This window comes from Bradyrhizobium sp. JR4.1 (assembly GCF_040548605.1).
Classification (GTDB): Bacteria; Pseudomonadota; Alphaproteobacteria; order Rhizobiales; family Xanthobacteraceae; genus Bradyrhizobium; species Bradyrhizobium canariense.
In genome coordinates, this window is the sequence record NZ_JBEPRY010000020.1 from 28,212 (window position 1) to 40,990 (window position 12,779).

Genomic DNA, 12,779 nt, shown 5'->3' on the forward strand with positions numbered 1-12,779 from the left:
CCGAGGGACTCTGGATTGCTTCGCTACGCTCGCAATGACGAGGAGGAAGCAGCAGTGTATCACCACACCGCGGTCCCCTTCATCGTCGGCTGCCCCTCCGCGTTTGCCGTCCACAGCTCCATGCCCGCCTCGGTCTCATTGGCGTTGATGGAGAACTCGCTGCCCTCGAACAGCGGCTGCACCCCGCGATAGATAAACTTCTTCGGCGGCTTGCCGCCGCGCAGCTTCGCGGCCATCTCGATGATGAACGTGGCCTGCAACGGCCCATGGAAGATCAGGCCCGGATAGCCCTCGACCTTGGTCACGTAGTCGCGGTCGTAATGGATGCGGTGGCCGTTGAAGGTCAGCGCGGAATACCGAAACAGCAGCACGGGATCCGACACATGCGTCTCGCGATGCTGCGCCTTGGGCGGCGGAGGCGGGGCCTTTGCCGTCGCGTACGTCGTCGTCATCTCGCGATAAACGATGTCCTGCCGCTCGCGGATGGCGATGCCGCGCGGCGAGGAGATGCTGTGCTCGACCGAGACGAAGCACAACGTGCCGGTCGAGCCTGATTTCACCTGCACGTCCGCAATGCGCGATGTCCGCGTCGATTCGTCGCCGACGCGCAGCGGCTGCAAAAATTCGATCTCGCCGCCGGCCCACATCCGGCGCGGCAGCGGCACCGGCGGCAGGAAGCCGCCGCGGGTGGGGTGGCCGTCGGGCCCGAGCATCGACATCGGAAACACCGGCTGCGCCAGGCACCAATGCACCGTGAACGGCGCCGCGTCGCCCGGCTTGGGCGCGCCGACCTCCTGGAACAGCGTCGCGCGCAGACCCTTGACGAGCTGCGCGGTGACGGTGTCGGTGGCCTCTTCGCTGCGGCCGATCCACTGCCGCAAATGATCGATGTCGAGCTTCTCGGTCATGACGCCTCGCTCTTGTTATTTCCTGGATTGGGGATTTTCGCCGATCCCCGGCACCGCACCATAGCTGCGCGTCTCGCCGACAATGATCGGCGCCGGCGCGGGATAGCTGACAGGCCCCCGCGGCGTGTCGACCTCGATGCGGCGCAGATGCGGATGCTTGGTGAGGTCGGCCATGGTGTTGACCTCGGCAAAGGCGATATCGGCATCGGAGAGCCGCCTCAGCAGCTCGTCGCGTGTCATCTTGCCGAAGGCATCCGCGACCGTCTTGTCGGTGAAGTCGCGGTTGCGCACGCGCTCGACCATGTTGGCCACGCGCGGATCGGCGGGCAGATCCGGCTGGTCCAGCACTTTCGCGCAAAGCGTCTTCCACTCGCGCTCGCTCTGGATCGAGATCAGAATGTCCTTGCCGTCACTGGACGTGAACACGCCATAGGGCGCGATCGAGGGATGGCGGAGCCCCATGCGCTTGGGCGGATTGCCGGCTTCGGAGTTGAGCAGCGGCACGGTGCACCAGTCCGCCATCACGTCGAACATGGAGATGCGGATGTCGGCGCCCTTGCCGGTGCGTCCGCGCCCGATCAGCGCCTCCAGGATTGCCGCATGCGCAGTGGCGCCGGTCGCGACGTCGACGATCGACATGCCGACCCGTGAGGCACCGTCGGGATTGCCTGTGATCGAGGCAAGGCCGCTCTCGGCCTGGATCAGCAGATCATAGGCCTTGCGGTGCGCGTAGGGACCGTCGTCGCCGTAGCCGGTGATCGTGCACGAGATCAGTTTGGGATAATCCTTCAGCAGCCGCTCGCGCGAAAAGCCGAGCTTGTCCATCGAGCCGGGCTTGAGGTTCTGGATCAGCACGTCGGCGCTGGCGATCAGTCTTTCCAGTTCGGCGCAGCCTTCCTTGGTGGCGAGATCGACCACGGCCGATTGCTTGCCGCGGTTGAGCCACACAAAGTAGCTGCTCTGCCCCTTGGCCGCCGCGTCATAGCCGCGGGCGAAATCGCCTTCCGGCCGCTCGATCTTGATGACTTCCGCGCCGGCATCCGCCAGCCGCGACGAGCAGAACGGCGCCGCCACCGCCTGCTCGACCGCAATCACCCTGATCCCGTCAAGTGCTCCCATGATGGCTGCCTCAGTACGAGCGGGGCATGCCGAGGACGTGCTCGGCGATGAAGGACAGCACGAGGTTGGTCGAGATCGGCGCCACCTGATAGAGCCGCGTCTCGCGGAATTTGCGCTCGACGTCGTACTCCTCGGCAAATCCGAAGCCGCCATGGGTCTGGACGCAGGCGTTGGCCGCTTCCCAGGACGCATCGGCCGCGAGCATTTTTGCCATGTTGGCCTCCGCGCCGCAGTCGAGCCCGGCTTCGTATTTGCGCGTCGCTTCCTTCACCATCAGTTCGGCCGCGCGCATCGCGGCGTAGGCCTTGGCGATCGGAAACTGGATGCCTTGGTTCTGGCCAATCGGCCGGCCGAAAACGCTGCGCTCCTTGGCGTAGTTGGTGGCCTTGACGATGAACCATTTGGCATCGCCGACGCATTCGGCCGCGATCAAAATGCGCTCGGCATTCATGCCGGAGAGGATGTAGCGAAAGCCCTTGCCCTCCTCGCCGATCAGATTCTCCGCCGGCACCTTCATGTCGGTGAAGAACACTTCGGTGGTGGCGTGGTTCATCATGGTGCGGATCGGGCGGATCTCGAGGCCCTTGTTCTTGGCCTCGCGCATGTCGACGATGAACACCGAAAGGCCATCGGTGCGCTTCTTGACCTGGTCCTTCGGCGTGGTCCGCGCCAGCAGGAGCATCAGGTCCGAATGTTCGGCGCGGCTGGTCCAGATTTTCTGGCCGTTGACGATGTAGCCGGCATTGCCGTCCTTGCGCGCAAAAGTCTTCAGCGAGGTAGTGTCGGTGCCGCTGGTCGGCTCGGTGACGCCGAAGGCCTGCAGGCGCAATTCACCGCTCGCGACCTTCGGCAGATATTTTGCCTTCTGCTCGTCATTGCCGTGCCGCAGCACGGTGCCCATCGTGTACATCTGGGCGTGGCAGCCGCCGCCGTTGCAGCCCGCGCGCTGGATCTCTTCGAGGATCGCGGCGGCCGCTGAAAGCTTCAAGCCCGCGCCGCCATATTCCTCGGGGATCAGCACCGAGAGATAACCGGCCTCGGTCAGCGCGTCGACGAAGGCCTTGGGGTAGGCCATCTCGCGGTCGAGCTTGCGCCAGTATTCGCCGGGAAACTGCGCGCAGAGCTTTGCGACGGCTTCGCGGATGTCGGCGTGATCTTCGGTGTGGTGTTCTTCACTCATGGGGTTTTCCCGTATGTGCGGCAGTTAGGATAACGCCGGCCGATCCTCTGGCGTTGTGAAAACAATGCCAGCCCCCTATGCTCATTTGCTATAGCGTATGGAGTAGCCTTCCAGGATTGGCAAGCATGGATTTCCGTCAGCTCAGGACCTTCAGTTGCGTGGCGGAGCTCGGCAGCCTCTCCAAGGCGTCCGACACGTTGCGTGTGGCGCAGCCGGCGCTCTCCAGGCAGATCAAGCTCCTGGAACACGAGCTGCGCACCGAATTGTTCACCCGCAACGGCCGCGGCATGGTGCTCACGGATGCCGGCCGCCTGTTGCTGGCGCGCACCTCGGGCATCGTGCGGCAGATCGACCAGATCCGCGACGATATCCAGTCGTCCAAGGGGCCGCCGTCCGGCCAGGTCGTGCTCGGCCTGGTCCCGACCGTGAGCTGCGTGCTGTCGGCGCGCTTCGCGCGGCGCTGCGTCGAAAAATTCCCGGGCATTTCGCTGCGCATCGTCGAGAGCTACAGCGGCCATCTGGTCGAATGGCTGCATCGCGGCGAGATGGATCTCGCCATCCTCTACGGCCGCTCCGCCGATCTGCATCTCAACGTCGAGAGCTTGGGGCGCGACAACATCGTCGCGGTGGGTCCGCGCGGTTGTGGCCTCGCGCGCAAGAAGAGCGTCGATATCGGCTGGCTGCTGCGGCAACGGCTGGTGCTGCCCAGTCATTCCCACGGTCTCCGTGCGCTGATCGAGCACGCGGCGGCGCAACGCAAGATCAAGCTCAACGTCCAGCTCGAGGCGGATTCATTCCGCGTGCTCACGAGCCTCGTCGAGGAAGGCCTCGGCTTCGCGCTGCTGCCGCCCTCGTCGGTCCACGCCGAGGTCGCGGACGGGCGGCTGGAAACGGCCGTCGTCTCGAAGCCGATGACGCGCGAGCTCATATTCGCCTCTCCGATCGATCGTCCGGTCTCGACGGCCTCGGTTGCCGTCACCGCCCTCCTGCGCGAGGAGGTCGCCGCCTGCCGCAAGGACGGCGTGTGGGACATCAAATTGAGTTAGATGTGCCGGTGCGGTTTAGGACAGAAGGCCGTATGCGACCCATCGCATGTTGTGCGAGCTGTCATGCCGGAATTTTATATCCGCGCGAAGGCGCTTATCCTCATCCTGAGGAGCGCGTCTTCGCGCGTCTCGAAGGATGCAGGCCCTGCTCTCGGCCTCGCCCTTCGAGACGCCTGCTTTGCAGGCTCCTCAGGGTGAGGGGATAGAGTTGAAGGCGCCGCAATGACGGACAGTGAAGCCTACCCCGGAATCCTCACCGGCAGCGACTCGTATCCCTTGATGAAGCTCGAATAGATCCGCTTGGGCTCGCCGACCACCTCGATGCGGTCGAAACGCTTCAGCATCTCTTCCCAGACGATCTTGAGCTGGAGCTCGGCGAGGCGCATGCCGACGCAGCGGTGGATGCCGAAGCCGAAGGAGAGGTGGGTGCGCGGCCGCGGGCGGTCGATGATGAATTCGTTCGGCCTCTCGAACATCTCCTCGTCGCGGTTGCCGGAGACGTACCACATCACGACGCGGTCGCCCTTCTTGATGTGTCTGCCGCCAACTTCAGTGTCCTGCAGTGCGGTGCGCCGCATATGCGCGAGCGGGGTCTGCCAGCGGATCACTTCGGGCACCATGGAATCGATCAGTTCCGGGTTGGCGCGCAGCCTGTCGTACTGCTCCGGGTTCTCGTTCAATGCCAGCACCGAGCCGGTCATGGTGTTGCGCGTGGTGTCGTTGCCGCCGACGATGAGCAGGATGATGTTGCCCATGAGATTGTCGGGATCCATGAACCGCGTGGCGTCGTTGTGCGCCATCAGCGACAGCAAATCGTTGCGCGGCGCGGAGTTGACGCGCTCGTTCCAGAGCTTGGACATGTAGGCGTAGCATTCGTCCATCTCGCGGCGTCGCTCTTCGGCCGAGGCAACAATGCCGCTCTTGGGTAGCGCGGTCGCGACATCTGACCAGCGCGTCAGCTTGCGCCGTTCTTCCCAGGGGAAGTCGAACAGGGTGGCCAGCATCTGCGTCGTCAGCTCGATCGAGACGCGCTCGACGAAATTGAAGGTCTCGTTGCGCGGCAGATTGTCGAGCACGGTTTGCGAGCGCTGGCGGATCAGTTTCGCCAGTTCGTCCAGATGAGTCGGCGTGAACATCGGCGACACCGTCTTGCGCTGCGACGAATGACGCGGCTGGTCCATGGCGATGAAGCTCGGCCAGTCATAACCTTCCGGCACGTCGCGGATGCCGATGCCGCCGAGCGTCGAGTCAGAGGAGAACAGGCCGTGGTTGGTGTCGACATGCATGATGTCGTCGTACTTCACCACCGACCAATACGGCTCGATCGGCGCGTTGGTGCAGTAATGCACCGGCTCTTCCTTGCGCAGCCGCTCGAACCACGGCCACAGGGTGTCATCCTGGAACAGCCTGGGCGCGCCCGGGTGGAACTGCGTCAGCGGCGTCGCATAGGCCTCCTCGCGGGCCCTGCGCATGCGTTCGGCCTTGTCCACTTGAACCGGCGCTTGGATGTTCATGGTCGTAGCTCCAGTGTTTCTCTTTCTTCGCCTCTCCCCGCTTGCGGGGAGAGGCCGGAATTCGCGCACCGCGCGGATTCCGGGTGAGGGGGACTCTCCGCGAGTTGGCGGCTACTTTTCTCGCGGATAGAGCCCCTCACCCCGACCCTCTCCCCGTAGAACGGGGAGAGGGAGTAATCTCACGCCGCGATCTTCACCGGCAAGGTTTCGAGACCCTTCACGAAACTCGAATAGACCCGCTTGGGTTCGCCGACCACCTCGATATGGTCGAATCGCTTGAGGATCTCTTCCCAGATAATCTTGAGCTGGAGTTCGGCAAGCCGCAAGCCGACGCAGCGGTGGATGCCGAAGCCGAACGAGAGATGCGTGCGCGGCCGCGCGCGGTCAATGATGAATTCGTAGGGCTTTTCGATCGCGTCGGCGTCGCGGTTGCCCGAGACGTACCACATCACGACCTTGTCACCTTTCTTGATCTGCTTGCCGCGGAACTCGAAGTCCGCAAGCGCGGTGCGCCGCATATGGGCCAGCGGCGTCTGCCAGCGGATCACTTCCGGCACGAAGCTGTCGAGCAGCACGGGGTTTTCGCGCAGCTTGCGATATTGCTCCGGATGCTGGCTCAGCGCGTCAAGCGAGCCGGACATGGTGTTGCGGGTGGTGTCGTTGCCGCCGACGATCAGAAGGATGAGATTGCCGAGGAAGTTTTTCGCGTCCATGTCGCGCGTCGCGGCGCCATGCGCCATCATCGACAACAGGTCGCTCTTCGGCGGCTGCTCGATGCGCTCCTTCCACAGCCGCGCGAAATAGCCGGCGCATTCGGTGAGCTCGGCCTGACGCTCGTCTTCGGTGGCGACGAGGCCGTCGGGTCCGGGAATGGTGGTCGCGATGTCCGACCAGCGCGTCAGCTTGCGGCGGTCCTCCCAGGGGAAGTCGAACAGCACCGCGAGCATCTGCGTGGTGAGCTCGATCGAGACGCGGTCGACCCAGTCGAACACCTCGCCGCGCGGCAGATTGTCCAGGCACTCGGCCGAGCGCTTGCGGATGCTCAGCGCGAGATTGTCCAGATGCGTCGGCGTGAACATCGGCGCCACGGTCTTGCGCTGCGCCGCGTGGCGCGGCGGGTCCATCGAGATGAAGCTCTCGCGACGCAGTTCCGGATCGATGTCGCGGATGGTGATGCCGCCGAGCGAGGAGGCCGAGGAGAATACCGAATGATTGGTCTCGATCTCCATGATGTCGTTGTAGCGCGTCACCGACCAATACGGCCCGAACATCGAGTCCTTGCAATAGTGCACGGGATCTTCGCGGCGCAGGCGATCGAAATAGGGCCAGAACGTATCGGTCCTGAACAGCTCGGGGTCGCCCGGATCGAACTGCTCCAGCGGCAGTGACGTTGCGCGTGCGCGCAACGCGTCGAGCTTCGCCGCGCTTTCGATGGTCCCATGCATGACCGCTCTCCCTGACATAACCGCGCGTTCTCGTTGAATTCTGCGCTGCGGTATTTGATTTGCAATTACAGCCGGTTGTCTGCGCCGGAGCAAGGGCGAGTTTTGCCACATGGGTGTGAAGTAGCCCGGATGGAGCGAAGCGAAATCCGGGATTCGGGCCCCTACTGCCACCGTCCCGGATTGCGCTTCGCTCCATCCGGGCTACCGGACATTCGCGAACGTGATCTCGCGCACGCCCTCGGCTGCGGAAACGCGCCAAAAATCGACCGGAATCGAGCCAAATCGAACCCGCCCATCTTGGGGATCGACTAATCTCTGATCTATAGTTTGATCGAACCAGGTCCGCACCCCGAGGTTGCCACCGTGAACGATATGCAATGGACGCCCATCGGCTCCGAACCCTTACCCCCGCCGCTGCCGCCCACGGGGGTCGATTTCACCGGCAACCGCACCGAGTTTCGCAAATTGGTTACCAAGGGTGCCCTGCTCGAGCTCGTCACCTTTGGCTTCTACCGGTTCTGGCTCGTCACCGACATCCGCCGTCATCTGTGGGCGAACACTGCGGTCGACGGCGACGCCGCCGAATATACCGGGCGGGCCAAGGAGCTCTTGGTCGGCTTCCTGTTCGCGCTCGCGATCCTGGTGCCGATCTACCTCGCTTACTTCCTTGTCGGCATCGAGTTCGAGCGCTGGCAGGGCTTTGCCTCGACGCCGCTGTTCATCAGCTTCTACGCTTTCGGCCAGTTCGCGATCTTTCGCGCGCGGCGCTATCGCCTGACGCGGACGGTCTGGCGCGGCGTGCGATTCTGGATGGATGGATCGGGCTGGGCCTATTCGTTCCGCGCCATGCTGTGGGGCTTGCTGGTGTTTCTGACGCTTGGGCTCGCATTGCCATGGCGCGAGGCGTCGCTCGAACGCTACAAGATGCGGCACACCCATTACGGCGATTTGCGCGGCGATTTCGCGGCTGACGGCTGGACGTTCTTCAAGCGCGGCTGGTGGCTGTGGCTGCTGAGCCCGATCGCGATGGTGATCTTTCCGCTCGCGCCGTTCGTCTATGCCGAGTTCAAGGCGCGCGAGTGGCGCTGGTGGCTCGACGGTATCCGCATCGGCGATGTCAGCGTGTCCTCGCAACTTCCGCACAACGCATTTTACGGCCTGTACTGGAAGGTGATCGGCTGGTGGATGCTGCTCTCGGTCATCTTCGCCACCTATATCGGCGGAGCCACCATGCTCGTCGTCAAGCTGAGCGGTCTTTCGGTCGAGCAGGCGTTGGGCCCCGGCAATGCCGCCAAGAGCATCCCGACACTGGTGATGATGGTCGTCGGCTATCTCGCTCTCGCCCTGGCCCTCAACATCGTCATGCGGGTCTATCTCCAGCGCGATCTCTGGGCCAAGGTGCTGGAAACGGTCGATGTGCACAACATCGCCGCAGCCGCGGATGTGCGCGGCAGCGCCGAGCTTGCCAGCGCGCTCGGCGAAGGCTTTGCCGATGGACTCGATGTCGCGGGATTCTGAGCTGTGAGTGACGTATTCGCCGAAGCCCCGGCGCAGTCCGCAAAGCCGACGATCTTCTTCGACGGCGTGTCGAGCCGCAGGCGGCAGGTGGCGCTGACGCTCAGTGACGCGCTCGAGATCCTCGAAGAGGGTGCGACGCCCGTTCGCTGGGGCTATGCCGACATCCGTCGCGCCGACAGTCCGCCCGGCATTTTGCGGCTCGCCTGCGCTTCCGCGCCGCCGCTGGCGCGGCTGGAAATCCGCGACGCTCTGCTCGCCTCAGACGTGACCGCGCGCTGCATGCGGCTCGACGACCACCAGACTTCGCGCCGCGGCGTCGCAAAAATCGTCGGCTGGTCGATGGCTGCCGCCGTCTCCATCGTCTGCGTCGTGCTGTTCGGCGTGCCGCTCGCTGCCGACCGCCTCGCGCCGCTGGTGCCGAAACCGATCGAGCGGCGCATTGGCGATGCGTCGGAGGTTCAGGTGAAGACCATCTTCGGCCGCAATGCGTGCGAGGATGCGGCGGGGAAGGCGGCCTTCGTCAAACTCGTCAATCGGCTGCGCGATGCCGCCGGCCTCGACGACGATTCCATGACCGCGGGCGTGCTACCGACCCCGGTGCCGAACGCGTTCGCGCTGCCGGGCGGCAAGGTGTTCGTGCTGAAGGGCCTGCTCGACAAGGCTGAAAGCCCGGACGAACTCGCCGGCATCCTCGCCCACGAGTTCGGTCATCTCAAGCATTACGACAACATGCGCGGCCTGATCTACAACGGCGGCACCTCGTTCCTGATCGGCCTGTTGTTCGGCGACGTCACCGGCTCGAGCGCCGTGATCTTCGCCTCGCGCAGCGTGGTCGAGGCTTCCTATTCACGCGAAGCCGAGACCGCTGCGGATACGTTTGCCATCGAGATCATGCACAAGCTCGGCCGTTCGCCGAAACCCGCAGCCGAATTGATGTTCCGCATCACCGGCAAGGAAGGCGGCGGCCTCACGTCGATCCTGGCGAGCCATCCGCTGACCGAGGACCGGCTCGCGCGCATGACGAAGGAGGATCGCCCCGCCAGCGGCCCGCCGCTGCTGACGGATGCAGAGTGGCGGTCACTGAAGGGGATCTGCGGCAGCGGCAAGATCTGAATCTCTTGCCGCCGACGCGTCGGCCCCGCGCCAAATCATGAATCGGCGAGGAACGATCCCTCGGGGAGTGGTTATCCCCCGATAGACAGCGGGAATGTTCCTCATGGCTTACGGTCGTTTCGTCACGATGATCGCGGCTTCCACCGTGATCATGTTCGGTCTGATGTATCTCAACACCTTCGCTCTGGATCACGTCTGGTACAGCCAGACCCGGACGTGGATGGCGTTGCTGATGGGCGCCGTCATGGCCGCCGTGATGCTCGCTTTCATGTGGGGCATGTACAGGAACCGCACGGCGAACGTCGCCATTCTGGCCGCCAGCGCCGTCGTGTTTGCGGTTTCGCTCTGGCTCGTTCGAAGCCAGCAGACCGTGACCGACGTCGCCTATATGGAGGCGATGATCCCGCATCATTCCATCGCGGTTCTCACCAGCGAGCGCGCGCACATCAGGGATCCCCGCGTCCGCAAGCTGGCCGACGACATCATCGAAGCCCAAGTGCGGGAGATCGGCGAGATGGAACGGTTGATCGCCGACCTCAAGGAGAAGCCCGCGCCCGCGGATGCGAAGGATCTGCCGCCGCGGCCGCCGACCTGACGGAGCGGCCCTCGTATCACTTTGCCGGGGCGGCCGGATTGGTTGAGCCCGTGGTGACGCTCGGCGCGTTGTTCGGGCTGGTGGTCGTGGTCTGGGGACCGACATCGCGTCCATTGTAGAAGAAGACGGCCGCGACGACGGCGATCACGAAGATCGCGCCGATCGCCCAGCCCACCGGGCTGTTGAGGCGTGCTCTGTCTACTCTGCGGTCGTCATCCTGATAGGTCATCGTGCTCTCCATCCTAGAGCAGGAAAAACCTTGCGCGGGCGAAGCTGTTCCTACCGTGACGCGGTTTGCAGGCCGGCGCCTATCTCGTCCCGTAGGCGCGGTCGCCGGCGTCGCCGAGGCCCGGCAGGATAAAGCCGTTCTCGTCGAGACCTTCGTCGACCGCAGCCGTCCAGATCGGGACGTCCGGATGCAGTCCGCGCAGCCGTTCGAGCCCTTCGGGGGCGGCGATCAGGCAGGCGAGGCGAATGTCCTTGGCGCCGCGCTCCTTCAGCCGGTCGATTGCGGCCACAGCCGTATTGGCGGTCGCAACCACCGGCGTTACCACGATCGCCAGGCGTTCGCCGAGATCGGACGGCGATTTGAAGAAATACTCGACCGCGGCAAAGCTGTGCGGCTCGCGGTAGAGGCCGATATGCGCGACGCGCGCGGTCGGCACCAAATCCATCATGCCGTCGACGAAGGTCGTGCCGGCCCGCAGCATCGGCACGAAGACCAGCTTCTTGCCGGCAATCTTGGCCGAATGCATCGTCGCCAGCGGCGTGTCGATAACGGTATCGGCGAGCGGCAGGTCACGCGTCACCTCGTAGCACAGGAGCATGCCGATCTCCTTGATCAGCTCCCGAAACGATTTGGTCGAGATCGATTTGTCCCGCACCAGGGTCAGCTTGTGCTGCACCAACGGATGATCGACGATCGTGACGCCTTGCATGACGGGATGCCTTTCTTCCTTCTCCCCTTGTGGGAGAAGGTGGCGCGAAGCGCCGGATGAGGGGTACTTTCCGCGAACTCCTGTGAGAGATATGCCCGCGGAGACAACCCCTCACCCGGCTTCGCTTTCGCGAAGCCACCTTCTCCCACAAGGGGAGAGGGTTTAGAAAACCGTGCCGTCGCTGATCACCTTGAGCGGCGGCGAACCATCGGGGCGGCGCGCGAAGGCGATGGCGCGGCCCGCGGCCCAGGTGCCGCCTTCCAGAATGCTGGCGAGCGGCAATGTCTCAGGGGTGCGGCCGAGTTTTGCGCGGACCAGATCGGCAAGCCGGTCGAGCAGCGCCACGGTCAGCGCGCGCCACTCGACGACGAGCAGCGAATCCACCGCATGCGCATGTTCGGCATCGGCGGCGTCGCGCAGGCGCAGCACCTCGTGATCGACGAACAGCCCGCCATTGCGATACTCGGCAAGCCCGGTCAGGCCGTCGATGTCGGTGACGTCAATTCCGGCGCGCTGGAGCGGCTCGATCAGCGAATAGCTCAGCCATTGCGACAGCTTGTGCAAGGGCACGAGACCCGAGGTGGCATCGCTGGCCTTGATCGCCGGATGGCGCCAACAATCGCCGAGCGGAATTCCGGCAAGCTCCAGCCGCGACGGCCAGATCGGTCCGAGCTGGTTCAGCACCGCCGAGAGAATCGCGGGTGCGGGAACCGCGCCGCCCTTCGCCTGTGCCGCGATGTGATCGAACAGCCCGCCCGGCCGCGGCGTGTCGTGCGAGCCGAATACCTCCGCGCGCTCCGCCACCAGCTTGCCCAGACGCCGCAGCAGGTCGGTCCGCCCCTCGAGCCCGAGCAGCGGATTGGCATCGCTCACCTGAAAGGCTAATGTAAGCGCGGCAAGCGGCAGTTGCGCGAGCACGTCGGCATCGGTCCTGAACGGTGCGCGGGCATCGCGGGAAAAAAGGCCGCTCGCGAACATGTCGAGACTTGCAATCGCAAGTCCCTCCGACCGGCCGATCTCTTGTCGCGTCACAGCGTCGCGGTATCGCCACGCCGCACCCGCGCCGGCATCGAGCAGCACGCTGACGATGGCAAGGTCGAACTCCGCGTGCGCCCGCGCCGCGCGATCGGGCCACGACGCCGCGTCTGCAAGCCGCGCCCAACGGTCGACGCCGCCAAGCACAAAATGGCGCCACCGCGCATGGAACGGAATCTCCAGCGTCGGATAGGCCTTTCGCGTCACCGCGAGCACGGCATCAGCAACGCCGTCCATGCGATCGAGATCAACAGTGAAATGGGTGAGTCCGCCGGCAAGGCCGATGTCAAGTATCTCCCCGGCACGCGTGCGAACCGCTGCTGCGCTGAGCAGCGAACGGGCCTGCAATTCCAAAGCGTCTGCCATCA

The 12,779-nt window shown here is 64.4% G+C and carries 12 protein-coding genes; 4 read left to right on the forward strand and 8 right to left on the reverse strand.

Translation table 11 applies throughout. The features are described from left to right. Positions 1 to 59 precede the first annotated feature (59 nt). From ABIB90_RS30230 to ABIB90_RS30240, 3 genes are read right to left on the reverse strand one after another with little or no spacing between them, the layout of a single operon-like run. Positions 60 to 908 carry an HTD2 family dehydratase gene (locus ABIB90_RS30230; RefSeq protein ID WP_354201908.1) on the reverse strand — a complete coding sequence of 283 codons (849 nt, stop codon included), beginning with the start codon at positions 906 to 908 and terminating at the stop codon, positions 60 to 62. Positions 909 to 923: 15 nt separating this feature from the next. Beyond that, positions 924 to 2,027, reverse strand: coding sequence for a CaiB/BaiF CoA transferase family protein (locus tag ABIB90_RS30235; RefSeq protein WP_354201909.1), 1,104 nt, complete (start codon positions 2,025 to 2,027; stop codon positions 924 to 926). 10 nt (positions 2,028 to 2,037) lie between these two features. Beyond that, positions 2,038 to 3,207, reverse strand: coding sequence for an acyl-CoA dehydrogenase family protein (locus tag ABIB90_RS30240; protein WP_354201910.1), 1,170 nt, complete (start codon positions 3,205 to 3,207; stop codon positions 2,038 to 2,040). A 125-nt stretch (positions 3,208 to 3,332) separates the two neighbouring features. Here ABIB90_RS30240 and ABIB90_RS30245 point away from each other — a divergent pair, with 125 nt between their 5' ends. Next, positions 3,333 to 4,253: a LysR substrate-binding domain-containing protein gene (locus ABIB90_RS30245; RefSeq protein ID WP_007596491.1), complete on the forward strand. Its 921-nt coding sequence runs from the start codon at positions 3,333 to 3,335 to the stop codon at positions 4,251 to 4,253. A gap of 239 nt (positions 4,254 to 4,492) precedes the next feature. Here the strand turns inward: ABIB90_RS30245 and ABIB90_RS30250 are convergent, their stop codons facing one another. Together ABIB90_RS30250 and ABIB90_RS30255 are read right to left on the reverse strand one after the other, a co-directional pair. Next, positions 4,493 to 5,767 (reverse strand): cytochrome P450, encoded by a 1,275-nt coding sequence (locus tag ABIB90_RS30250; RefSeq protein WP_354201911.1) that lies wholly within the window; start codon positions 5,765 to 5,767, stop codon positions 4,493 to 4,495. Between the two features lie 179 nt (positions 5,768 to 5,946). Further along, positions 5,947 to 7,212 carry a cytochrome P450 gene (locus tag ABIB90_RS30255; protein WP_007596487.1) on the reverse strand — a complete coding sequence of 422 codons (1,266 nt, stop codon included), beginning with the start codon at positions 7,210 to 7,212 and terminating at the stop codon, positions 5,947 to 5,949. A 372-nt stretch (positions 7,213 to 7,584) separates the two neighbouring features. On the opposite strand from ABIB90_RS30255, the gene ABIB90_RS30260 reads away from it, so the two are divergent. The 3 genes from ABIB90_RS30260 to ABIB90_RS30270 all read left to right on the forward strand — a co-directional run bounded on the left by ABIB90_RS30260 (position 7,585) and on the right by ABIB90_RS30270 (position 10,438). Beyond that, positions 7,585 to 8,730, forward strand: a complete 1,146-nt coding sequence (locus tag ABIB90_RS30260) for a YjgN family protein (protein ID WP_502918245.1) — start codon at positions 7,585 to 7,587, stop codon at positions 8,728 to 8,730. Positions 8,731 to 8,733: 3 nt separating this feature from the next. Further along, entirely contained in the window at positions 8,734 to 9,843 is a 1,110-nt protein-coding gene (locus tag ABIB90_RS30265) for a M48 family metallopeptidase (protein ID WP_354201914.1), read from the forward strand. Between the two features lie 103 nt (positions 9,844 to 9,946). Then, entirely contained in the window at positions 9,947 to 10,438 is a 492-nt protein-coding gene (locus ABIB90_RS30270; RefSeq protein WP_007596484.1) for a DUF305 domain-containing protein, read from the forward strand. A 16-nt stretch (positions 10,439 to 10,454) separates the two neighbouring features. Here the strand turns inward: ABIB90_RS30270 and ABIB90_RS30275 are convergent, their stop codons facing one another. From ABIB90_RS30275 to ABIB90_RS30285, 3 genes are all read right to left on the reverse strand, one after another. Next, positions 10,455 to 10,667: a hypothetical protein gene (locus ABIB90_RS30275; RefSeq protein ID WP_007596483.1), complete on the reverse strand. Its 213-nt coding sequence runs from the start codon at positions 10,665 to 10,667 to the stop codon at positions 10,455 to 10,457. Between the two features lie 79 nt (positions 10,668 to 10,746). Beyond that, positions 10,747 to 11,376, reverse strand: coding sequence for a uracil phosphoribosyltransferase (gene upp, locus ABIB90_RS30280; RefSeq protein ID WP_219683054.1), 630 nt, complete (start codon positions 11,374 to 11,376; stop codon positions 10,747 to 10,749). Positions 11,377 to 11,538: 162 nt separating this feature from the next. Beyond that, the gene (locus ABIB90_RS30285) at positions 11,539 to 12,777 is read right to left on the reverse strand and encodes a URC4/urg3 family protein (RefSeq protein WP_354201915.1); all 1,239 of its coding nucleotides are present in this window, start codon (positions 12,775 to 12,777) and stop codon (positions 11,539 to 11,541) included. Positions 12,778 to 12,779: the final 2 nt, after the last annotated feature.